At 53.3% G+C, this 22,977-nt stretch carries 25 protein-coding genes; 14 read left to right on the top strand and 11 right to left on the bottom strand.

The genetic code is table 11. The features are described 5' to 3' along the window. Positions 1–12 precede the first annotated feature (12 nt). The 5 genes from BLU05_RS15670 to BLU05_RS15690 form a co-directional block, all read right to left on the bottom strand. Positions 13–843 (bottom strand): formylmethanofuran dehydrogenase subunit C, encoded by an 831-nt coding sequence (locus BLU05_RS15670; RefSeq protein WP_091881650.1) that lies wholly within the window; start codon positions 841–843, stop codon positions 13–15. Further along, positions 840–1,748 (bottom strand): formylmethanofuran--tetrahydromethanopterin N-formyltransferase, encoded by a 909-nt coding sequence (fhcD, locus tag BLU05_RS15675; RefSeq protein WP_091881651.1) that lies wholly within the window; start codon positions 1,746–1,748, stop codon positions 840–842. Before fhcD ends, BLU05_RS15670 begins: the two co-directional genes overlap by 4 nt. Next, positions 1,736–3,370, bottom strand: coding sequence for a formylmethanofuran dehydrogenase subunit A (locus BLU05_RS15680; RefSeq protein WP_091881654.1), 1,635 nt, complete (start codon positions 3,368–3,370; stop codon positions 1,736–1,738). The genes fhcD and BLU05_RS15680 overlap by 13 nt, the downstream gene beginning before the upstream one ends. Continuing rightward, a complete protein-coding gene (locus BLU05_RS15685) occupies positions 3,364–4,461 on the bottom strand; it encodes a molybdopterin-binding domain-containing protein (protein WP_091881656.1) in 1,098 nt (365 codons plus the stop codon). Before BLU05_RS15685 ends, BLU05_RS15680 begins: the two co-directional genes overlap by 7 nt. A gap of 82 nt (positions 4,462–4,543) precedes the next feature. Next, positions 4,544–4,942 (bottom strand): 4a-hydroxytetrahydrobiopterin dehydratase, encoded by a 399-nt coding sequence (locus BLU05_RS15690; protein WP_091881659.1) that lies wholly within the window; start codon positions 4,940–4,942, stop codon positions 4,544–4,546. A 100-nt stretch (positions 4,943–5,042) separates the two neighbouring features. On the opposite strand from BLU05_RS15690, the gene BLU05_RS15695 reads away from it, so the two are divergent. The 7 genes from BLU05_RS15695 to fae all read left to right on the top strand — a co-directional run bounded on the left by BLU05_RS15695 (position 5,043) and on the right by fae (position 11,447). Beyond that, on the top strand, positions 5,043–6,059 hold the full coding sequence (locus tag BLU05_RS15695) for a beta-ribofuranosylaminobenzene 5'-phosphate synthase family protein (protein WP_091881662.1): 1,017 nt from the start codon (positions 5,043–5,045) through the stop codon (positions 6,057–6,059). Beyond that, on the top strand, positions 6,056–6,952 hold the full coding sequence (locus tag BLU05_RS15700) for an NAD(P)-dependent methylenetetrahydromethanopterin dehydrogenase (RefSeq protein ID WP_091881664.1): 897 nt from the start codon (positions 6,056–6,058) through the stop codon (positions 6,950–6,952). Before BLU05_RS15695 ends, BLU05_RS15700 begins: the two co-directional genes overlap by 4 nt. Beyond that, positions 6,930–8,054, top strand: a complete 1,125-nt coding sequence (locus BLU05_RS15705; protein WP_175540626.1) for an ATP-grasp domain-containing protein — start codon at positions 6,930–6,932, stop codon at positions 8,052–8,054. Before BLU05_RS15700 ends, BLU05_RS15705 begins: the two co-directional genes overlap by 23 nt. Next, positions 8,051–9,004 carry a methenyltetrahydromethanopterin cyclohydrolase gene (gene mch, locus BLU05_RS15710; RefSeq protein WP_091881670.1) on the top strand — a complete coding sequence of 318 codons (954 nt, stop codon included), beginning with the start codon at positions 8,051–8,053 and terminating at the stop codon, positions 9,002–9,004. The genes BLU05_RS15705 and mch overlap by 4 nt, the downstream gene beginning before the upstream one ends. Positions 9,005–9,012: 8 nt before the next feature. Further along, positions 9,013–9,927 (top strand): ATP-grasp domain-containing protein, encoded by a 915-nt coding sequence (locus tag BLU05_RS15715; RefSeq protein ID WP_091881672.1) that lies wholly within the window; start codon positions 9,013–9,015, stop codon positions 9,925–9,927. Beyond that, a complete protein-coding gene (locus BLU05_RS15720) occupies positions 9,924–10,787 on the top strand; it encodes a triphosphoribosyl-dephospho-CoA synthase (RefSeq protein ID WP_091881675.1) in 864 nt (287 codons plus the stop codon). The genes BLU05_RS15715 and BLU05_RS15720 overlap by 4 nt, the downstream gene beginning before the upstream one ends. Before the next feature lie 153 nt (positions 10,788–10,940). Beyond that, positions 10,941–11,447 carry a formaldehyde-activating enzyme gene (fae, locus tag BLU05_RS15725; protein WP_091882314.1) on the top strand — a complete coding sequence of 169 codons (507 nt, stop codon included), beginning with the start codon at positions 10,941–10,943 and terminating at the stop codon, positions 11,445–11,447. Positions 11,448–11,552: 105 nt separating this feature from the next. On the opposite strand, the gene BLU05_RS15730 is transcribed toward fae, so the two are convergent. Then, positions 11,553–12,281, bottom strand: a complete 729-nt coding sequence (locus BLU05_RS15730) for a HisA/HisF-related TIM barrel protein (RefSeq protein WP_244518372.1) — start codon at positions 12,279–12,281, stop codon at positions 11,553–11,555. Positions 12,282–12,308: 27 nt separating this feature from the next. Here BLU05_RS15730 and BLU05_RS15735 point away from each other — a divergent pair, with 27 nt between their 5' ends. Then, positions 12,309–13,373 carry a hydantoinase/oxoprolinase family protein gene (locus BLU05_RS15735; RefSeq protein ID WP_091881679.1) on the top strand — a complete coding sequence of 355 codons (1,065 nt, stop codon included), beginning with the start codon at positions 12,309–12,311 and terminating at the stop codon, positions 13,371–13,373. Position 13,374: 1 nt separating this feature from the next. On the opposite strand, the gene BLU05_RS15740 is transcribed toward BLU05_RS15735, so the two are convergent. Genes BLU05_RS15740 through BLU05_RS15760 form a run of 5 tightly spaced genes read right to left on the bottom strand, consistent with a single transcriptional unit; the run spans position 13,375 to position 17,764 of the window. Further along, on the bottom strand, positions 13,375–13,980 hold the full coding sequence (locus BLU05_RS15740) for a DUF447 domain-containing protein (protein ID WP_091881682.1): 606 nt from the start codon (positions 13,978–13,980) through the stop codon (positions 13,375–13,377). After that, positions 13,977–15,377 carry a DUF6513 domain-containing protein gene (locus BLU05_RS15745; protein ID WP_091881685.1) on the bottom strand — a complete coding sequence of 467 codons (1,401 nt, stop codon included), beginning with the start codon at positions 15,375–15,377 and terminating at the stop codon, positions 13,977–13,979. The genes BLU05_RS15740 and BLU05_RS15745 overlap by 4 nt, the downstream gene beginning before the upstream one ends. Next, entirely contained in the window at positions 15,370–15,921 is a 552-nt protein-coding gene (locus BLU05_RS15750; RefSeq protein WP_091881688.1) for a flavoprotein, read from the bottom strand. The genes BLU05_RS15745 and BLU05_RS15750 overlap by 8 nt, the downstream gene beginning before the upstream one ends. After that, positions 15,918–16,553: an amino acid kinase family protein gene (locus tag BLU05_RS15755; protein WP_139210471.1), complete on the bottom strand. Its 636-nt coding sequence runs from the start codon at positions 16,551–16,553 to the stop codon at positions 15,918–15,920. The genes BLU05_RS15750 and BLU05_RS15755 overlap by 4 nt, the downstream gene beginning before the upstream one ends. Continuing rightward, positions 16,550–17,764 carry a (5-formylfuran-3-yl)methyl phosphate synthase gene (locus BLU05_RS15760; RefSeq protein ID WP_244518373.1) on the bottom strand — a complete coding sequence of 405 codons (1,215 nt, stop codon included), beginning with the start codon at positions 17,762–17,764 and terminating at the stop codon, positions 16,550–16,552. The genes BLU05_RS15755 and BLU05_RS15760 overlap by 4 nt, the downstream gene beginning before the upstream one ends. Before the next feature lie 19 nt (positions 17,765–17,783). Between BLU05_RS15760 and BLU05_RS15765 the strand changes: the two genes are divergently transcribed. The 6 genes from BLU05_RS15765 (at position 17,784) to BLU05_RS15790 (ending at position 22,976) form a co-directional block, all read left to right on the top strand. Further along, positions 17,784–19,112, top strand: a complete 1,329-nt coding sequence (locus BLU05_RS15765) for an ABC transporter substrate-binding protein (protein WP_244518374.1) — start codon at positions 17,784–17,786, stop codon at positions 19,110–19,112. 24 nt (positions 19,113–19,136) lie between these two features. Continuing rightward, positions 19,137–20,111 carry a YVTN family beta-propeller repeat protein gene (locus BLU05_RS15770; protein WP_210184614.1) on the top strand — a complete coding sequence of 325 codons (975 nt, stop codon included), beginning with the start codon at positions 19,137–19,139 and terminating at the stop codon, positions 20,109–20,111. A gap of 30 nt (positions 20,112–20,141) precedes the next feature. Continuing rightward, positions 20,142–20,636 (top strand): cupredoxin domain-containing protein, encoded by a 495-nt coding sequence (locus tag BLU05_RS15775; protein ID WP_091881698.1) that lies wholly within the window; start codon positions 20,142–20,144, stop codon positions 20,634–20,636. A gap of 53 nt (positions 20,637–20,689) precedes the next feature. Further along, complete coding sequence (locus tag BLU05_RS15780) at positions 20,690–21,496, top strand: ATP-binding cassette domain-containing protein (protein WP_091881701.1); 807 nt, start codon at positions 20,690–20,692, stop codon at positions 21,494–21,496. Beyond that, positions 21,493–22,353: an ABC transporter permease gene (locus tag BLU05_RS15785; RefSeq protein WP_091881704.1), complete on the top strand. Its 861-nt coding sequence runs from the start codon at positions 21,493–21,495 to the stop codon at positions 22,351–22,353. The genes BLU05_RS15780 and BLU05_RS15785 overlap by 4 nt, the downstream gene beginning before the upstream one ends. 107 nt (positions 22,354–22,460) lie before the next feature. Further along, positions 22,461–22,976, top strand: a complete 516-nt coding sequence (locus tag BLU05_RS15790; protein WP_244518375.1) for a hypothetical protein — start codon at positions 22,461–22,463, stop codon at positions 22,974–22,976. Position 22,977: the final 1 nt, after the last annotated feature.

Here is a 22,977-nt window from a genome sequence, read left to right on the forward strand (position 1 = left end):
CGCACGCTATCGTCAATCACTGCGTAATCGATCGCGTTGTCGAAACAATATTTCACCTTTGCCTGATACAGCGTTGTCGCCACCATATTTTCCCGGCTTCGGGCCGAGCAGCGGCTTGTTCACAATGTTCTCATCCATAAGAAAACGATCAAACAGACTAGAAAAGGCAATATCGGGTTCGCCACATGGCATAAAAGTCGGCGACGGATTTTCCGGCCGCCGATCAAACAGCAACGAGCCGCGTTTCATGAGGTAACCCGGCATAGCACCGGTACGGCCGCAGACCACAATCGTTCCGGCAATCATGCGATACCCCGCATAATCGCCACAACCCTTCAATGCAGCAATAACACCGCGACGCAGACGATCTCCTGTATAATCTCCGGCCTTGCCGCGAACGATCAATATGCCGCCTTCCATGCCGGTCATTTCGCCTGCCAGCGGTCCACCCAGATAGTTTCCGGCATTCCCTTTGATCTCCAGCCGTCCGCCAGCCATACACGATCCCGTGTGGTCACCGGCGCTGCCTTCAATATACAATGATCCACCGGATATTCGCCTGCCGGCCTGGTCACCGACGTCACCGATGATACGCATTGATCCGGAGTTCAATCCTGTTCCGACTTTATCGAAACGCGCGCTGCCGCCTTCGAAAACAATGTTGTTTACATCTTTGCCAGCGACCTTGAACACATCACCAACGGAGGCTGGATTGCGGCTCGTTCCAATACGCAGCCTGGAGACCTGGACCTCCGATAATCCGGCCAGAGCGACGGGCGTTAATCCGGATAAATCCAAACGCTCGTCAGGTTGGTCAATCAGTGTGAACGTCAACGCTTTCATGGCAGCAAATCCTTGAGATGATAATGAAATTTGCCTAGCTTGCCGCCATAATTGCCAGCGCTTATCCGTAACGCACCTTTCTTGGGACCGAAATCGATAACAGCCTTCAATCCTGCCCGCATAGCGGCGGCAACTGCATCACTGGTTTCACCATCGATAACGATTTCGAGCACCGCGTTGATGTCAGGTGTCAAGGCCGTGCCAACGACACCGCGCAATGTGGGCGCAAAAGCATCATTCGTAGAGGCCAACATTCCCTTATACTTTCCACCAACTTTCGAACCTGAGCGAACGATGCCACCTGGAAATGGCATAATCGCGCCCGGTATTTTTTCGATGGCAGCAACGGCTCGTTCGGCCGCGTTCAAGGCTTTGGTGTTATCAGCTGCAAGAAACAGAAGGTTACCGCCGCCAACGGCCAGTTTGGTCAACCCCGTTGTGGCTTCGCACAGGAATTCACCATCCATGACGGGTACGCGCCAATAGTGCTTTCCACCAAACTTCTTTGATATTTGCCAGCCATCACCAAAATAGCGCAGTGAATTGCCGAGATCCAGCGGTGCCGTTCCTTCAAGACCAGCGAAACAGGCACTCCCGGGCGACGTCAGCACGCATTGGCCGAGCCGGCTCTTCAATTGCTTCTGTAGTTCATCCGTACCCATGGCAAAAATCATGACGCGGCACCCCGGACGCCCATCCGGTGTCTTTGAAGCCGGCAGATCAACATCGATCGCCGCTTCGCAGCCGCAACCTATAACCGATGTTGCATAGCCCGTCATGGTAATGGCCGCCTGACGGGCCCATTTCAGCGTGGGCGCGGTGATGACTATTGCTGTCGCACGCATACCGAAAGCTTCGGCAAAAGTGTCGTCGATGAGGATACCATTGCGGCTTAGCTGTTGCATGATACCTCCGCAAACGGCTCGTCGCGTTGGATCGCCGAGTCCGGGAAGGTGAACCAGTCGAGTGACAGGCCATAGCGCTCTTCATGATAAGCGTTCATACGCTTGGCCATTGCCTTATCCGGTGGCGGATTAAGCCTGAGCGTTTTGCCCCACCGATAGTGCATTACCTTGCCGTTTTTGACCACCAGATCGCCATTCTTGAAAACCAGCGCCGCCTCGCGAAACATCTTCGCGATATCCTTGCCCTTACGGTATACCGCGACATCAGCTATTGCCCCTGCCCCAAGATGACCGCGGTCCTTGAGACCAAGCAGTTTTGCGGGCGCGGCGCGCGTCATAATCGCAATCTCTTCCAGATTGTATTCACGACGAATGGACGCGAGTGTCGTAAGCTCCAGTGCGGATGCATTCAGTTCCGTGCATTTTGCATCCCGGGCAGCACTGCTCATCAAAAGCTCAAACAATTCAGGATAGGCCGTAAACGGCGCACCATTGGGATGATCGGTGGTGAAGAACACGCGCCATGGATCGGTAACGAGCAGGAAAAGCTCAAGCCCAACAGCCCATTGTATCGAACCGTAGTAATCCTGCTTGTAACGGTAGGGCACAATTCCACCACCACCATTGCCGTCGCCGTCAAAAATCACCGTTTTTTTCGGACTGGCATTGCCGAGGGCTGCGAATTGGCGCATCACGTCAGAAGAAATCGTTACTGTCTGGCCAAACATGACCTGACCGATGTCTATGGTGACATCGGGATTGCTGTTAACTGCTTCAGCCAGTCGCGCCGCTTCAGACGAGAATTTGCGTTTCCCTTCGGTGCCGTAACCATAGAATTGAAGATGGGCCAGATGCAGCGGTACCCCTTCGGTTGCGGCGATGGTGGCAGCGGCCGTATTGGCACTGCCAGCAATGCCAAGATTATTGGCATGGACATGCAGCGGATGGGGAATACCCAGCCGGGTAACAGATGCCTGCATCGATTTCACAATCTTGCGCGAGCTGACGCCATATTCCGGCACCACATCATCCAGCGAAAAGGATCGGACATTCTCTTTGAATGCCGCAGCGGCGCCAGCATTGATGACTTTGACACCAAGCGCACGCGTCGAACCCACGACCCACGCCACGTAATCATCGATCATCGCCGAAGATTTGCCGTCGCGCAGCAAGGACAGCGTGAAATCATCATTGCCTAGAATGGCCAGTGTCGCCTTGTCGATGATTGGTATGTCAGCCAGTTCCAGATGCGTGTGCAGGGCGGTGTAAGGCGCCATTGCAGGTTCCACCACTGTCGTGAATCCCATTTGCGCATAAAGACAACCGGTCCGGAACGTAGACCAACCGGCATTGGATAAGGGCGTGTTGGTTGGTCGCGGCTGGTGCGCCGCATGGTATTCCGGCAAAAGCAAACGTGCGGTATTCACATTGCCGCCACCAATGTGAGAATGAATATCAATGGCGCCTGCCATGACGATGCAACCCGAAACATTATGCGTCTGATCGGCTGTTTCACCCTCTGGTATGTCGATCAATACGCCATCTCTGATCCACACGTCGCGCTGGCTGGTTTTGCCATTAACGGGATCGATGACTTCGCCGCCTGACAAACGGATCAGCATGCGAACTCCTTTTTTCCGGGCAATGCATCGGCCAATTGACGTATGATGTTCGAAACGCTTGGCAAATGCGATGGCGCCATCGCTTGTACAAATCCGAACGTGCCAATCCGACTCGAATAGGCAACGCCATCGTGATCAATCCCGGCTTTACCGACAGCAATCGTTATCATAGCGCCAGCGGTTGGGGCGTCGGTTCGGGACAGGGAAATCAATCTGGCCTTTCCCCCTTTGGGGGACGTTTCGCCCTCACGGGTAGACACCCAGACATGCAGGTCCGCTTCCTTCTCGCGGAGCATGCGTTGAACATCCCAACGCACCGGGTCATAGCTTGGGAGGCTATTGATAAATCCTGTTCGGGGTGGAAATCCGGTCATCCAAAGCGAGGTGAGAGCGGAACCCCATGCATCATCATCTGCCGGTAGGAATAGACTACTGGCGCGCCCTTTTTTGTTCAAATCGGCGATCAAATCCTGCAACATCACGAGACCAGCTGTTTCAACCGAACCGCCGGAAAAAACAAATACCGGAAACTGCGCTGCAGTAAGCGCGCTTTTAAACCGGTCGATATTGCTCAATGTTGATACTGTCTGGCGGTTTTGCAATTGCGCGCGGAGAACCGCCAATGTTGCATTCAGCGATAAATTCTCGCCACCGACTGGCACGGCTTTCATTGGGCGCAGCAATTTGCTGTCTAATGAATTTGTTTCCGCACCGGCAACATGGAACCAATGACGGCTGTGCTTGTCGCCAAGGTCGGGTTTCGAGTTCGCCCATGTTTGCAGCAGTTCGTGATGGAAGACGGGAACTTCGCCAACAAGAACAATCAGGCTGGAACGGCGGCGCACCTCACCCGGTGTCGTGAACATGCCGCCATGATCTGTGATCAGCGCAATTTCATTGGCAAGTAACCGACCCATCGTGTGATCGTAAGCACCGCCCAATATCGTCGCCAGAGCAATGGCACTGCGCGTACCATGCACATCCGTATCCAAGGAGAAAACCGGACAACGGCTTGATGCCAGAAGCTTCACAGCATTCTGAATTGCATCCGTTAAAGATACAGGCTGGCTGCCAATCCATGCAACCGACATATTCCGCAACTTTCTGGTGCCAATTTGAGCTTAGCCATTTTTTCTCGAATGTGAACCCTGTCGGGATGCAAAATTTACAAGATCAACTGTCGTACTTGATATAGGCAAAACGCTGGTCCGTTTGCGGTGTCCCTTCAAGCGATCCCGCCTCTTCGCCGGGCTGCCACTGGACAACACTTTCTATCTTTGCCGCAAGCTCGAAGTCCTTGTCGGTGATGCCTTTTGCCGCATGGTTCATCAGCAAGACCTCAACCCACGCATAGGATGCTTTGAGATCCGGATGATGCCAGGCGGCCTCGGCGAGATGCCCAACGGTATTGATAACCATGAGCGTCGCTTTCCAGCTGTGGGTCTTGTATTTCCGGCGAATCCAGCCGTTCTCGTATCGCCACTGGGGCAAATCTTTCTTGAGTTTTGCGATCACTTCGCTTTCGGAATAAACTTTTTCCGTAGGCTTCGTCCCCTTTGATTCCTCAGCCATTCACCAATCCTCCACTTCTTTGCGTATGGTGCTTGCACCTCGCTCGAAAGACGATATCATACTGCAGGGCCCGATTTTCGAGATTGTGTAAATTAAGCAAATGTCGGAATCCGTCACTATTGAAGTCCCGGCCCGTATTCACCTTGGCTTCCTTGATATACCACGCCACGTCCCTGAACCTGGTCATAACAGGTTCGGCAGTGTTGGCCTGCCTATACAGGATGTTGCAACCGTCCTGACGATCTCACGTGCTGCGAAGGCCCATGTGGAAGGCGATGAGCAGGAACGCGTCGCGCAGCATGTTGCGACGCTCTCCCGTCATCTTGGTATCAAGGCGCAACATAGGATTGTCGTTCATCAAACCATCCCGCAGCATATCGGCCTCGGCTCCGGCACCCAGATTGCCCTCGCCATTGCAGCAGCTCTTCGCTCTCTGCACTCCCTGCCGCTTGATATCGTCAATGACGCCTCCCTGCTCGGACGCGGGACACGCTCCGGCATAGGCATAGCAGCGTTTGAAAAGGGCGGTGTCATTGTTGATGCCGGCAAGGGGCCAAACAGTGCAGCGCCGACGATTGTCGCACGGATACCCTTTCCCGAGGACTGGCGCATCATCCTTGTCTTCGATACATCCACACAAGGCATTCATGGTGATGCCGAGATTGAAGCTTTCAAAGCATTGCCCCCATTCCCGCTGGCAACATCGGCCGCGATCAATCGTCATGTTTTGATGGGTATTATGCCGGGCCTTATCGAAAACAACCTACCGTTGTTCGGGCAGGCAATTGCTGCCATCCAGAGCGAGATCGGCAACTATTTTGCACCGGCACAGGGCGGTATTTTCACCAGTAAGCGGGTTGCGGCGACTATCAGTCAACTTGTCCGGGCTGGTGCCGTTGGTATCGGCCAGAGTTCTTGGGGACCTACCGGTTTTGCTTTTGCAGCATCGCAAATGGATGCCGAGCGGATCGTCGATACGATAGACCAGAATGCGTACGGCACCACCATCCAGATTGTTGCGGGCCGCAATGCCGGGGCGGATATCACGCATGCCGCTTTGAATCTTGCCAGAGCTTGTACCATGGGCGCCTTCATCAAAAAGGAGCGGATATTATGAGCCGCAAAACAATCCTGCATATGCTAACCCCGCTTCGGCAAATGAGCCCATTTGATGTCAACATGGCACTTGATGCCGGTTACGACGCGGTTGTGCCCTACACCGATGTCGCTCTTTCAGATGTGGGCAATCTTGTTCAAGACGCCATATTCTCGCGACCGCCGGACGCGGGTGTGGCGACCGGCATTTTCATTGCCGGAAAGGATGCCCCAATCGCGCTCGACATGCTCAACGCTGCAAAGAATGCCATGGTTCCGCCCTTTGAAATCTCGGTCTTTGCCGACCCTGCCGGGTCCTTTACAACCGCCGCTGCCATGGTTGCCAAGGTAGAAAAGGCATTGTGGAAACGTCACGATCGCAAGCTGGAGGGTGCCAGTGTAGTGATCTTTGGCGCTACTGGCGTCGTCGGCTATTGCACAGCAGTGATTACCGCGCAACAGGGCGCAAATGTGACGATTGTCGGTCACGACGGCATTGAACGGGTGAAGGCTGTTGCAACCTCAATCAGGCAAAGATTCAATCTTTCCGTTGAGCCTGCTGACGGGGCAACCGAGGAGAAAAAGTCCGCCATTCTTCAGAACACGGAAGTGGTGCTGGCGGCGGCAAAAGCGGGTGTGCAGGTCTTATCGACGGCACAGCTGGGTAAAGCCGGCAAGCTTCTCGTCGCCGCTGATGTCAACGCTGTTCCACCAGCCGGTATTGAGGGATTGAAAGTCAATGCCAATGGTGAGCCGCTCGATGCGACAGAGGCTGTCGGCATTGGCCCGCTTTCCATCGGTAATGTCAAATACAAGACTCAAGCCGGTTTGTTTGAACAGATGATCAGAGCCAAAAAGCCAGTCATCTTTGATTTTCGGGACGCATTTGCCCTTGCTCGCGAACTCGTTAAATAACGCGGTCTTGATCGCCGCAGTTTCAGGACGCTCGCTAGCTGCGGCTGCGCGCCGTGCAGGCTTTCGGCCATTGGTTGCGGATCTTTTCAACGACGCTGACACGCTCGCACTGGCAGAGCGTGCCGTGAAACTTTCGGGGAGTCTGCACGAGGGCATCAACGAACGATATCTGGTAGAAACACTTCAAGAACTTGCCGGTGACGACAAACCCATAGCTGTCATTTACGGCTCCGGTTTCGAGCGCAATCCGGAAATGATAGAGGCACTCTCGCAAAAGTTCACGGTCGCTGGAAACAACACCGAGACAGTTCGGCTCATCAAAGATCCTGCATATCTGGCACAGCTATGTAATGAGTTTGGCATAAGTCATCCTGAAATACAGTTTGATCCCCCAAACAATTCTAAGGGTTGGCTGAGTAAATTGGCTGGAGGCGCAGGTGGCTCGCACGTAAAGCCTCTAAACGGTGGAACTGCGGGCCTGAAGCACTATTTTCAGCGCTTTATCTCTGGCCGAAATTTATCGGCGCTCTTTCTTGCCGACCGGGAAAAGGCGCATATTATCGGGTTCAGTCAACAGTGGTCTGCTCCGTCAAAGATCAGCCCCTATCGCTATGGCGGCGCGGTTCGTCTACGCCGCTTCAATAAGAAAAAAGCGAAAGATATAGAGGACTGGCTGACAGCATTGACCCGGCGCACTAATCTGGTCGGATTGTGCAGTGCTGACTTTATTGTTGGTGCCGCTGGTCTCTATCTGATCGAAATCAACCCGCGGCCGGGTGCGACGCTCGATATTTTCGATACTGAAGAAGCACCTCTTTTGCGTCAACATTTACAGGCCCTGACAGGGTGCGACATCTCCATACCCAGCTATATGGGCTCAACTGCTTCGGCAATCGCCTATACCGCCAAAGCCATCAGCGCCTTTCCCGAAATTATCTGGCCGACGATGACCGCAGATCATCAAAGGGCAGGCACCGCGCTTCAGGCAGGCGATCCTGTCTGTACTGTATTCGCCACGGCTCCCTCCGCCTCAGCAGCGATGAAAGCCGTGAAGAGCCGCGTCGAAAAACTCGCGGTTAACTGGAGGGAGGAGTTTTCATGAGAGACGGTCATGCCTATCTCAACCGAAGCGCTCAACACCTGGCCGACAAGATGATTGAGGATGCGAGCAGGCTTGGTATCAACTATAGCCGTGGCAGCATAGGCGAACACGTCATCGACGCGGGCGCTAATTGTCGGGGTGGTGTGGACGCCGGGCTTCGCATTATTGAAATCTGCATGGGCGGGCTCGGCACGGCCTCCGCTTCACTCGGCGTAGGCAAATGGCCTTTTATTGTGAATGTGCGTTCCTCCCAGCCGGTTCTGGCCTGTCTTGCCAGTCAGTATGCTGGCTGGAATCTCTCGCATGAGAAATACTTCGCCATGGGATCTGGACCAGCACGCACACTGGCACGGGTGGAACCATTGTTTGAGGAAATCCTCTATCGCGAACCCGCCGCGGAATCTGCTGTCGTTATTCTTGAAACTGCGACACCGCCGCCTCAAGCTATTGTTGAAAAAGTGTCCAAGGCGACGGGTTTCGCACCTGAGAAGCTGACGTTCATTTATGCGCCGACGCAAAGTCTTACGGGGGCAGTACAGATTGTCGGACGTGTGCTCGAGGTCGCAATGCACAAGGCGCATGATCTAAAATTTCCACTGGGTGACATTGTGGATGGTGCCGGACGCGCGCCAATCCCTGCCCCGCACCCGGATTTTCTCAAAGCCATGGGCAGAACCAATGATGCGATCATTTATGGCGGTACGGTTCAACTTTTCGTACGCGGTAGTTCGGCAGCGGCACGCAAGCTGGCTGAACAGCTTCCCAGCCATACATCACGCGATCATGGCCAGCCTTTCGCCGATATATTCAAGAAATTCAAAGGAGATTTCTATGCCATTGACCCACACCTGTTCAGCCCTGCGGAAGTAATCGTTACAGCCATTGAGACTGGTGATACCTTTCGCAACGGCGGAGTCCACGAAGCAATGCTCGAACAATCTCTGGGCTGAATGACAAAATGACAGAAACCGTATTGATCCTTTCCGACCGACCCGACCGTCAGGTGAAACAGCTTCGTGCCGCACTAAAAACCCATGGGCTTAATGTTCAGACATTACCATTAGCCGATATCGGTTTCGATACACGCTATCCCTCCGGCATAGCCATTCCCCGCATGAACGGTACTTTGCCCGCTGCCGTTATCGTGCGATCAATCTCTTCGGGCACATTCGAGGCAATCACCCGTCGCCTCGGGGTTCTGCATGCCTTTGCCCACCTCGGCGTTCCCGTATGGAATTCCGCCAAGGCCATCGAACGCTGTGTCGACAAGTCCACAACGACGTTCTTTCTCGTGCAGGCCGGTTTGCCCACACCAGAAACCTTTGCCGTTGAAAGTCTTGTGAACGCCAGAATGATCGCGGAGCGGGAACTCGTGCACGGGCCACTGGTGCTGAAACCCCTGTTTGGGTCGCAAGGCCGCGGCATCAGGTTGATCCGCAGCGTCGAGGATTTGCCCGAGCCGGAAGAAATGGATGACGTTTATTATCTGCAGCGCTTTGTGGCCAGACCAGGCCCGCCTTACTGCGATTATCGGGTCTTCACCTGTGCGGGCGAGGTCCTAGGTATGATGGCACGGCGCGCCGAAGGATGGATCACCAATATTGCCAAGGGCGCAAAGGCGGAGCCCATCATTGGGCCATTGCGGAATAAACTGGAAGAGCTTGCGCTTGCAGCTTCCGCCGCCATCGGCACCGATTTTGCCGGAATCGACATCATTCCTGCAGCAGATGGAAAACTCCTTGTTCTCGAGGTCAATAGCATGCCCGCCTGGTCGGGACTGCAATCGGTTGTTCCTGTCCGGATTGCTGACTGCATTGCCGGTGCTCTTGTCGCGCAAATTGAAACCGAACTGGACGAAAGACCTGCCGCTTGACCTTGACGCGTGAACAGATCCGCCGCGCCTATATCGATGCCTGCTACCAGGAGATTGAGGCGCTGAAACCGGGCAACGTGCATATTTTTGCGGATGGGCATCGCATGAATGCACAGCAGTTTTTCGACAGTGCACAGGTTTCATCCGGTCCAGTGACTGATCCTGCCCTTTCCGTTGGTGGACGCATTCTTGCTGCAGTAGCGGCTACCCGATCTGAAGTTGGGACCAATACAAATCTCGGTATACTTCTTCTCTGTGTTCCGCTTGCCCAAGCAGCAGCCGAGACCACTTCCGATCTGCAATCTGGTCTCGCCAAAACACTTGAGATGCTCGATATGGCCGATGCGCGGGATGTATTTACAGCAATCACATTTGCACAGCCGGGTGGCCTTGGGACGACATCGGAACATGACGTTGCTAATGAACCGGATGTCCCACTTCTGGACGCGATGCGCGCGGCGTCAGACCGTGATATGATTGCTCGGCAATATGTGACAGGCTTTTCCGACGTTTTTGCCGGCGGTCTGTCCGCCTATAGTTCGGCTGTTGGACGCAGCGAACCTGCGATGTGGCCAAGCATATTCGTCTATCTCTATTTCCTTTCAAATTTTCCGGATAGCCACATCGTGCGTAAACATGGTGCCACTATTGCCGAAGAAACGCGGTTGGCGGCGGAGAAAATCCTTGCCCGGGTTATTCAAGTGCACGATGGCAAGGAACGTGAAAAAATACTCCTTGCTTTCGATGCTCAACTCAAAGCAAAAAGTATCAATCCCGGCACTTCTGCAGACCTTACAGTTGCAAGCCTTTTTGCTTCAAAACTCATCTGGCTCTTGCATAATGGCGAGGTAAATGCTTGAATTTCCCCAGCGGATTTGTCCGCTGCTATCTGGCCAACCGACCCCGGACTGAGGGTGCTGTGAACAAGGATAGCTGTCCATCGAGAGTCGTGTCTCGAGAGGTACGGCGTCTTTGGACAAACACTTGGAAACGGTTTAGGGAGGTATTTGGCCGTGGCTAAAATCAACAAGGTAATGGTTGGCGAATCGCTGGTTGGCGATGGTAATGAAGTTGCGCATATCGATCTGTTGATCGGACCGCGCGGCAGTGCAGTTGAAACAGCATTCTGCAACGCTTTGACAAATAACAAGGATGGGTTCACCTCTCTCCTTGCGGTAATCGCGCCGAATTTGGCATGTAAGCCAAACACTATTCTGTTCAACAAGGTTACCATCAAGGGAGCCAAACAGGCTGTCCAGATGTTTGGTCCCGCACAGCATGCGGTAGCCAAGGCGGTCCAGGACAGTGTAGCCGATGGCACTATTCCAGCTGATGAAGCCGATGATCTGTTTATTTGCGTTGGTGTTTTCATCCATTGGGAGGCTGAGGACGACGCGAAGATTCAGGACTTCAATTATCGAGCAACCAAGGAAGCTCTGGAACGTGCAGTATCGGGCAAGCCGACTGCCGCCGAAGCAACAGCTCAGCGTGATACTGTAAAGCATCCGTTCAGCGCTTAGACACGAGACAACCCCGCACAGAGTACGCCCTCTGTTGCATCGGATGGTCTGTTGCGCCGGTTGGCAAAACGTTTGGGCTTCTAGAATTGAGCAAGGGGAAAGCAATCAATCCCCTTGCTCAAACCTGCCTTGTTGGGTGTTTTTCATCAGAGACGAGATTGTCTCCGATGTCAGTGATCCATTGTGCAGCGAGGTAGCGACAAGTACTGCTGAGATGCCGATTGCTTCCAGTTGCTCCAGATCATGGACATGGCGAACGCCGCCCGCAGCAATAACTGCACGATTGCCGGCCCGTCGCTTGATTTCGGTCAGCCGTTTCAAATCGGGGCCCGAATTGGCGCCGACACGGCCAAGCGTCATGGCGATGATCCGGGATGGCCAGTTATCAGCATTTTCAAGAATAGACGGCGGCCCGACAAATTCATCCTCCTTGAAATCCAGGGATAGAACCAGCCGTAGATTTTCGCGTAATTTCTCAAGCACGGAAGCATCAGATTGAGACTCCGAACCCAATACAGGTGATATGCCATCCATATTCAAGGCTTGTTCCAGCTGGCTAAGGGTCGAGAAACCAGCGTCCAGCCAGACATCGGCTGTGGCCAATAATGGCCTCAATCTTTTCAATGTATCGTCAGAAGGGCCGCGCTGTATTGCGTCGAGTTCAGCAATATAGAAGGCTGGAAAAGGATAGAGTTTGCGCAAACCTTCGGCCACATCAAGTACTTCAGCCGTAGGGCTGAGGGGTGTTTCGATAGGACGATACGTCTCGCGCTTGCCCATATAGGCGCGAACAACGAGTCCATCTTTTATGTCGAGTACCGGAATGATATGCACTTGTAGAATCCAAGGAATGTTATGCTCATGAAACGCCGATTTGCTGCTGAAGGAAAGCCCCTGATTACCGGCTGGGATGTTGGGGGAGCCCATCTCAAGATGGCGCAATGCCAGAATGGCGAGATCGTCTCGGCAAAAATTTTCAAAACCCCACTCTGGCTCGGTGTCGATCAGGTGCGCGAGGTCCTGATCGAAATTGCGCCATTGCGGGCAGATGGTCATCTCAATGTGTTCACGATGACCGGAGAACTCTCGGATACGTTCACCTCACGCGACGCAGGAATTGCAGGGCTGCTTGATTTTATCGCAGAGCAATTCGGGGACAAGAACACGCTCATCTATGCCGGCCGTGCAGGCCTCTGTGATATTGATATGGCACGCAATCTGGGTGGGGACATCGCATCCGCCAATTGGCACGCCACAGCTTCATTAAGTGCGAAACTGGCGGGTACCGGCCTGTTTATCGACATGGGATCGACCACTACGGATATACTTGCCTTCAGGAACGGTGAATTGGTCCATGACGGTTACTCCGATGCGGAGCGGCTGTCGACAGGCGAACTGGTTTATACGGGATTTGCCCGCTCAGCGCTGATCGGTATCGCGGCTCTTGTCCCCATACGTGGCCACATGACGCCGCTTATGAACGAATATTTCGCCAACACCGCCGATCTGGGCCGTATTCTCGGAACGTTGGATGAGGCCGATGACAAATATCCATCTGCCGACCGTCAACCGAAAACCCTTGCCGGGTCCATTCAAAGGCTGGCAAGAATGGTGGGGCGGGATAGTGGTGACCTGCACGAGGCGGAATGGATCGATATTGCACGGTGGTTCAGCGAGCACCAAATACGCATGATCCATGATGGAGCTTTCCGGGTGGCACGCCACCTCTCGCCCGAGCAGACCGCGCCCATTGTTGGTGCAGGTATAGGCAGACCTCAAATCAAACAACTGGCCCGGCGTATGGACCGACCCTATGTAGATTTCGGCATGTTGATACCAGCAACGCCAGATGCGCGGGACGATGCAAGCAAAGCTGCGCCTGCGGCCGCAGTCGCACTGCTCGCGTCAATGTCCTTGGCAGGATAATTCAGGCAGTACCGGGATGACGCGCTGCACTCTTGCCCTTGGAATCGGCGGCTTCCTGATGCTCCTTCACGCGCTGCATCAACCATGACCACGCAAGCAGTTCATTCGGCCCTGCAGTCTTCTCGATCGCAATCGTGAGATAGCCAATTTCCGCATCGATCTTTTCTTGTGGTAGCATATGCAGACGGCTGACCAGAATGGCCAATTCGAGCACTGCGGCTTTGCCTCGATTGAGCCCGGTGAAAGGCGCGTGCATTGCCTCAGAAACAACTTTGCAGAAATGGCGTGGGCGCAACCCGTCATCGTCGACGGACACCACCTGAAGCGCTGAATGACTGAGTGCTGTTTGCAGGCGCGGCACGGGAAAGCCCTCAACTGCGACTGTGGGCCACTCTTTGCGCCCCGTGAGACAGCCAGCAAACACCAGCATATCATCCGTATAATTGGCAATTGCAAAGGGGACAGCGCTAAGATTATCGAGCGTCTTCGATGGACGGAACGGCGCGATAACCCACCCATCCTCCTGCTGGATGATACCAAGCGGCGCGACGTGGACAATTCCGGCAACATCAACCGTCGTGACGATGGTTTCCCTGATATAGGTCAAGTCGTCGTATCCTTCTTCGCTCGTAACGTATGGCCCGCTTCTTTTAATCGTTGACGATCCATTTTTTCTTCCGGAGTGGCGGCACCCCATGCAAGTGTTTCATCCTGCGTGTACCGCTTGCCCAGCTTCCAGGCTATTTCGGCTTTCGTCAGCTCGGCGCCCAGATAGAAGGCGTGGGCACCATCCGATTCAACGTTGAGCTTCGGGAAAAGTTCAAATGCATCCTGTGCAATTGCATGACCTTTGACATTGAAGATGTGGACGCCATCAGGCGCGGTCATAATGCGGAAATTGGCGTCGCGCACATCACTGGCAAGCACGGCGATATCCTCTACGCTGTTCGGATAGGGCTTACGGTCATGGATCTGCAACAGTCCAGCATCATAGCCGCGTGGCAGAGCATGATCCCGTTTGGCTGCAAACATGATGCGGCGAGCCCGATCATGCTCCTCGACAGTACGAATGGTGTGGGGACTGACATTAACGACAAGGACGTTGTCTATCGATAGTTCCGAACAAATCCCTGAGAGAAGCGCAGTAATACCGGACGTGTCCGCATCCGTGAGTTCCGTGAGATTACCGGTGCCCATCATCATCGGGATATCGGGCCATCGGCGGCGGGCTTCCAGAAATCGCCCGAGCGAAGCGGCAAAACCGAAATGGATCGGATCGAGTACCGGATCGGCAATGAAGGAGATATTTGCATTCTGTGCAGCCACAATCGCACGGCCAAGTGAATCGAGATCACCTGCAACTGAAGGAATAAGGATTGGAACGGCGTTATATTTCACCGCCAGACCTATAGTCTCCTCGGTGAGGCTAAGAAGATAATCAGCACCGGCAGCAGCACCGGTTTCAAGCTCATTGCGGTTGGCTGAATCCACGCTGACGGAGAGGCCATGGGCCTTAAGACGACGGATAGCGTCGGCAAGATGTGGAAACGGCGTGTCCGGCAAGCAGCCAAGATCGATGACATCCGCGCCCGCAGCAGCAAGTTTCGAAGCACGCTCCACCAATGCGTCCAAGGACAGGGCTGAAGCATCAACTATTTCCGCGAAGATGCGCATATTGTGTTTGGAAAGATCAATCGACTTGCCAACGCGCCCGAGAAATACCGGCAGGTCAGCAACCTCGTCTGGGCCGCGTAGGAAGGGAATGTCGAAGCGTGTGCTCAAGCGGTCAAGATCGCCACGATAACGGCCAGGTAATATGATGCGATCCGCTACAACCGGAGGCTTCAATCGCCGTGCGATAATCTCTTCACTCATCAGTGCAGCGACCTTCACACCTATATCAACGATTTCATAGGTGAAGGTGGTATCCTTGAGATCGGAAAGTATCCGTTCCAGCCGTGAGCGGGCCAGATGCCCGGTCAAGAACAGGAGATGTTCAGTCATGTCGGGCAACTTCGTTCGAACGGCGCGCGATAGCCGTCTTCAACTCGGCCAATGATTCGACAACCTCAGTCCGCTCATAGGTTTTTAGACGCGCCGTATTGGCGAGATCGATTGGCCGGGGATAGACCTTCACCATGCCACCCGGAGCCATTGTTTCAAGCTCAGGCGCCGTATCGCAGGCAAAAACGATGGATGGAACGAGGCATTTGCCAGCTTGAGCATAAACATTTGTAGGAAGTGAATCTGAAATTCCGACAACGCATTTTGCAACCGTGTTCGATGTTGCGGGGGCAATAACCGCCGTGTGATACACGCCGTTATAAAAGCCTCCCACAGGCACAGAGCTTGCAGTCTTGTCGTGCAAAACCCGTGTCGTCTCAAGGAAATCGAGCTTCAATCCATACATGCGCAGTACTTCGTTAGCGGCTTTTGAAACAAACACATCGCAATGTTCGAGCGTTCTTATCAACTCAAAACTTTCCACAAAAAAATGACCGGAGCCAGTCAATGCCCAAGCCCATCGCGGCGTATGCAGTCGTGTCATTGCCCACCCATTGCTTCGAAATGTCTCGTGCCCATCATCACGCGTCCCGGAATGGCTGCTAATGGTAAATCCAGCACATTCAACATAGCTGGACCCGCCATGTGAAGACTCGTGTCAGTTGCCAGCATGTCCGGCAGCATTCTGTCGACAATACCCGCATCAACCAGCTCTGTGACCGACGAATAGAACTGGTACTCATCGGTCTGCTTTATCAGCAATACAGCCTGACTCTGCAGGTGTTTGGCAAGCCACGCGCTTAAACTATCCGAAGTAATATCCCATGACATAGGAATATCAGGCGCACCTATGGTCATCAATGACGGCAACCAAACGGGGAGAGAACCTGCGTCAAGCGCATTGCTGATTTCCGCAATCGACCGCACGACCTGTAAGCATTCGTGATGTTCGGCAATGGCAATGCCAAACTGATCCATGGCAAGGATTGCCATTGCATGTGCAGCTTCGTCTGAATAGCCAAGCCGACCCTGTGAAATCCGGATCTGGTCCGCAAAGGGCCCACCTCCGGGTACGATGATCAGAGGGAACGTTGCGCTGACCAGCACATTGATCCAGCGATGCATTTCTCCGTGACCCGCCGTACTTCCTCCAAGCTTTACGACAAGCGGTTTCATGAAGACTTTCGGCCTCCATGCACCTGCGTGAAGCGGAGCTTGGCAGAGTTCTTGACTTCGCGTGTTCGCTCGATCTCAACACCCACGCCACCGGGACCTATCTCCAGTTTCTCAGCGCGAACGAAAACGCGGATCACCCGCGGATTTTTCAGTACGAAAGCGGCTACTTGTTCCGCCAACGTTTCTGCAAGCTCGACATGGCCCTCGGCAACGATGGCGCGAATGCCATCCATTATCAGATCGTAGGAAACCACATGCCGCATATCTTCGGGATTGCGTGTCACCCGCAAAACCTCAGCGACAACGTCGAAACGCACCTTCTGGGTTTTGCCATGTTCAAAACTATAAGCCCCTATGTAGACGGGGAGAACAAAATCGCGGACAAAAATCTTGTCTGTACCCAGTCCCGCTTCTTCCGGTTCCGGAAAATAACCCCTCGCGGCAAGCAATTTATAATCAACGCTTGCCGCTCCCCCCTCTTCCAGCATTTCGGGAATGAGACCGCGTATCTTTGCCGTTGCTTGCGCATCAATGGATGCTCTTCGGTTAAGATCAACACAAAGCGCTCCACGAAAACCCATAAAATCCGGATCATAGGTCAGTAGTCGCGAAACATCCGGCGCTTCGAGCGATCCGGCAACGCCGACCATTAACCCATGGGACTGGCCACTCCCGATAAACTTTCCGATTTGATCGGGAGACATATGATTGAGCAATCGGCCTTTGGATTTATCTGCCGTGTCGATCATAAGGCCGAAAAACCCGCAAACCGACAAGCGTTCAAACAGAGTTTCGTCGTAAGAATTCCAGTTATCGGCAAAGATAACTGCAATCAATTTATTGTGTGAAGCAAGCGGCCTGAGTGCCTCTATACAAACATCCAACTGCTCTGATGGGAATAAGCCAATCTTGATGTAATCCAGACCAGCCGAAGCAAATTGTTCTACTCTTTTAAGGATGGTCTCCGGATGCATCGGAAGATCACCGCAAGCTGCACTGATGGGGCGCCTTCCCGCTATAAAGTCCTTGACTTCCAATACTTTAGACAGATCAACGGCTCCTAGCGCTCCGTTGTCAGGATCTTTCATGTCAATGATATCTGCGCCGTTTTGGAAAACGATTTCCGCTTCCTCACGGTTCCGGACACTTGCCAACATTTTTGTCATTGGCTTGCCCCCGAACAAAAAACAGAAACCTTGCCTTGCACGCAAGAAAAGCTGAGCCGGAGGGTTGAGATTATGGAGCGTTTGTTTAAAAACACTATGGGCACCTCTGTTCTTAACCCACCGCCATTACTTGAATGGCGGCAGTATGAATGGTTTGGTCATGAAGAGTACGGTGCCAAATACTCTCACGTTTTTATTCGGCTTTTTTTTGCTGTTCGTCAACGTGTCTGAGCTATCGGCGCAGCAATCCACGACAAATCAAACAGCAAAGCCAATTGTCGATATCAGAATCGGCTATCTCCGTGCCTACGAACCCCAATTGGCACTTTCCGTTCTGGATATCCCTCCGCGCGACGAAGGCGTTGCCGGTGCAAATGTCGCGATAAACGACAACAACACGACAGGAAAATTTCTTGGTCAGCAATTCACGCTGGACATCACGGAAACAAAGTTCAACGCTGATTTGACGTCGGCTTTCAAGGAAATGGTTGCACGCGGCGACCGGTTCATCCTGACAGATGTTTCTGCCAAACAATTGCTGGCAATAGCGGATCTGGCAAAGGATGCCGGAGTGCTGCTTTTTAACGTTGGTTCGACTGACGATATTTTGCGTGAAGAGGAATGCCGGTCGAATATCTTTCACACGGCGCCCACACGCAGCATGCTGGCCGACGGCCTGGCGCAGTACCTCGTTTGGAAACAATGGCGCAAATGGGTGTTGCTTTATGGTTCCCATGATAACGACAAGCTCTACGCCGACGCCATCAGACGTGCCGCAACACGCTTTGGAGCTACAATCGTAGAAGAGCGTCTATATGAAGACAACGGTACGGCACGAAGGACTGACAGTGGTGTGGTTCTCGTCCAGCAGCAGATGCCGGTCTTTACCCAGAACCTGCCTGAACACGATGTCGTCATTGTTGCCGATGAAAGCGAAGTGTTCGGCAGCTATGTTCCCTACAGGACATGGACTCCCCGCCCGGTAGCGGGAACGGCTGGTCTGGTAGCCTCCAGCTGGCACCCGGCAAGCGAACAGTGGGGCGGCGTACAAATCCAGAATCGTTTTGCCAAAACCACCGGCCGGCGGATGCTATCGAAGGACATGCAGGCATGGACGGCCGTGCGTATCCTCGGGGAAGCGGTTACCCGGGCGAAGAGTGCCGAGACGAAACAGGTCGAGGATTATATCAAATCGGATGAGTTTTCGATCGCCGCCTTTAAGGGTCAAAAGCTCAGTTTCCGCAATTGGAACTGGCAGTTGCGGCAGCCGATCCTGATCGGTGATGGACACAGCGTCGTTTCGACATCACCACAAACAGGCTTTCTGCATCAGTTCTCGGAACTCGATACTTTGGGTGTCGACAGACCGGAGACCAAGTGCAAGCTCAAATAAATATGGATAAATGGGAGGAATAAGATGCGACACCACATGTGCCTGCTTGCTGCGACCGTAGCGCTGCCGTTTCTTGCGCAACCCAGCTGGGCGAATATGGTCTATGTTTCCAACGAAAAAGGCAATTCGGTAACTGTTGTAGACTCGCAGACCATGGAAGTGGTCAAGACCATCGATGTCGGGCAAAGACCCCGCGGCATTACGATCTCCCCTGACGGAAAAATAGTTTACGTTTGCGCCAGTGACGACGATACCGTGCAGATGATCGATACCAGCACGGGCGAAATCATAGGCTCATTGCCCTCGGGCCCAGATCCCGAGCTTTTCACATTATCTCCCGATGGAAAGACCCTCTACATCGCCAACGAGGACGATAATCTGGTTACCGTGATCGATGTGGAATCAAAAGGGGTCATTGCTGAAATCCCTGTTGGCGTGGAGCCGGAGGGCATGGGAGTGAGCCCTGACGGCAAAACGATCGTCAATACCTCCGAGACGACAAATATGGCGCATTTCATCGATACGTCCACACACGAGATCACCGATAATGTGCTCGTTGATTCACGCCCGCGTTACGCGCAGTTCAAACCGGATGGCTCGGAAGTATGGGTGTCCGCAGAGATAGGCGGCACCGTCTCGGTCATCGACAACAAGACCCGTACGGTCACGCACAAGATCACCTTCGAAATTCAGGGCCTGCGTTCCGAGCAAATCCAGCCTGTCGGTATACGCATCAGTGCTGACGGCAAGAAAGCTTATATTGCACTTGGGCCTGCCAACCGCGTCGCCGTCGTCAACACAGAAACCTACACAGTTGAAAAATATGTTCTGGTGGGACAACGGGTCTGGCAACTTGCCTTCATGCCCGATGGCAAAAGTATCATCAGCACCAACGGTCTTTCCAACGATATCACATTCATCGACACGGAAACGGATGAACCAATCAAATCGGTGACCGTTGGCCAGTTGCCATGGGGTGTAGCGGTCTCGCCAAACTAACCAGAACAATCGACAAAAGGGAGGAACCACATGTCGACTTTTAGAGCATTTGCACTTGCCGGATTTCTGAGTCTGGCGCTCGTCCCGTCCTTTGCTTTCGCACAGGCGGATGATGACGATGATAAAGCAGCCCCTGAAGCAAAAGCTTCAGCCGAAGCCAAGACACCCGCAGTCACGCGCGCCAGCAAGAACGTGCCGGAACTGATCCTTGGCTCCAAAGATGATGAATTCACCGTAAACCAGAAAGATTTCGAGCTGGTTGCAGGACAGGGATATCGCTGGAAGATTACCTCAGCAGCGGGTCTGGAATACAAGTTTGCCACTGACCTCTTCCGCAATGTCTGGATGAACCAGATCGTCATCAACGATCTTGAAGTGCATATGAATGGTGCCCCGGCATGGCTGGAATTTGATTCTCCCGGCACAATCAATGTCCAGTTCACTACGGTACGGCCCGGCAAGTATACCTGGTCTGTACCGGATCTGGCCGACAAGGGTATGAAGGGAACGATTACGATCAAATAGGTGTCAGTGTCTGCTAAACTGACAAGAGAATAGGATAGCAAGGGTGGAGCTTGATGGGTCCAAATGCCGGATTGAAGACTGTTCACGACAGATCATTGCCCGACGCGAATGTACCGGCGCTGGAGCTTACTTCAGTAAGCTATTCCTATGGCAGGCGCCAAGCGCTGGACAACATTTCGTTCTCAATAGCGCCCGGCCGTTTTGCGGTGCTCTTGGGTTTAAACGGCGCAGGCAAGACAACGCTGTTTTCCTTGATCAGCCATCTGTTCGCGACCCGCAATGGTCATATCCATGTATTTGGCAATGACATAGACCGGAAATCCGGAGAGGCATTGCGGCGCCTTGGCATTGTCTTTCAGGCCCGGACTCTTGATCTCGATCTGTCGGTACATCAAAATTTGTCCTACCACGCGTCGCTTCACGGAATTGGATCACGCGAAGCCAATACGCGTATCCACGACTTGATGCAATCAATCGACATGAGCGACCGCCTGCACGAAAAAGCCCGAAGCCTCTCGGGCGGTCAAATCAGACGCGTTGAAATCGTTCGCGCCCTGTTGCATCAGCCTTCGTTGCTGTTGTTGGATGAGGCAACGGTCGGCCTTGATATCAAGTCGCGGGCGACGATCCTCGGCGATATCCGTAAATTGGTGGAGCAGAAAGGGATTAGTGTCCTGTGGGCAACGCATCTGATTGACGAAGTCAATCATGCCGATCAAGTCATTGTCATCAATCAAGGCAAACTCGTCGCCAACGGCACCACCCACGATGTCGTCAAAGATGCAGGTGCGGATACTATCAATGAAGCGTTCTCACGGCTCACGGGCATAATTTCCCTGAACGTCGGAGGTCATCTATGACAGAGATTTCGGGCAACATCTCGATCCCCACCGGATATAGCCGCTTTGGCCTAATGCAGTATCTCGTTTGCCTCAAAGGTATTCTTATTCGGGAAGGACTTCGTTATCTCCACCAGCGTGAGCGCTTCATCTCATCCCTTGTAAGGCCACTGCTCTGGCTCTTCATCTTCGCAGCGGGTTTTCGTCAGGTTCTTGGCGTCTCGATCATTCCGCCTTATCAGACCTATGTGCTCTATGAGGTTTACATCACGCCGGGACTATGCGGAATGATCCTGTTGTTCAGCGGCATGCAATCCTCCCTCTCCATGGTTTACGATCGGGAAATGGGCAATATGCGCACGCTGCTGGTGAGCCCGTTTCCACGCTGGTTCCTGCTCATATCCAAGCTGCTTGCCGGTGTCGCCGTCTCGATTGTCCAGGTCTACGCATTCTTGTTCATCGCGTGGTTCTGGGGAGTAAAAGCGCCGCCAGCCGGTTATCTCTTGACGCTGCCCGCACTTTTCCTTGCAGGTATGATGCTGGGGGCTCTCGGCATGTTGCTTTCCTCCATGATCAAACAATTGGAAAACTTTGCCGGAATCATGAATTTCGTGATCTTCCCGATGTATTTTGCCTCCTCCGCGCTTTACCCACTCTGGCGCGTGCAAGAAGCAAGCCCCCTGCTCTACAAGATATGTCTGCTCAATCCCTTTACCTACGCTGTCGAACTGGTGCGGTTTGCCTTTTACGGGAAGATCGAGTGGATGTCCTTCATCGTCGTCTGTGGGTTCACTCTGGTTTTCATTACCGGTGCTATTATCGCTTATGATCCGTCGAGAGGCCTCGTCATCAAGAAGCAAGAGGGAGGAAACAATTGAGACGGTCCCGGATTATCGCCACCAGTATTCTCCTCTATGCCGCTTCGGTCGCAACGTCGTTCAGCGCAGCACAAAATGATCCAACCTGGCCATGCGTGCAGCGCAAAGTGCCCGAATTGTCGGTTGGCCAGGTTTGGAGCGGTCCGGATATTCCTGAAACCGCAAAAAGCTGGAATGACGATACAGTAATCCATGCTCTGGTCGATGAATTGGCGGCACGGCGTAATCCATTGGACGTTGCGCAAAAGAAAATCGTGGCGTTTGCCGGTAGCCTGCCGAAGGACCAGTTGAATGACAAGATGCTGCTGCTGTTCCAAGGCTTGTTTGATACGCTGAACCGCGAACGCGAACAGGTGATTTCAGGAATTGCACGTTATGCCGGCAAGCAACGTCAAATGGCCGATGATCTGCGCAAGGAAGCTTCCAGGGTCGATGCAATGCGCGCCAAAGCGGATACCGATCCGGATGATCTCGACCGGGCCAACGAACGGCTGACCTGGGAAACCCGCGTCTTTGAAGAAAGAGTACAGTCACTGACTTATGTTTGTGAAGTACCGACAATCATCGAACAGAGGCTTTATGGTCTATCGAAGACCATCGGCCAATCAATGCCTAAGAAATAGC

The sequence above is a fragment of the Phyllobacterium sp. OV277 genome (assembly GCF_900104355.1).
Classification (GTDB): domain Bacteria; phylum Pseudomonadota; class Alphaproteobacteria; order Rhizobiales; family Rhizobiaceae; genus Phyllobacterium.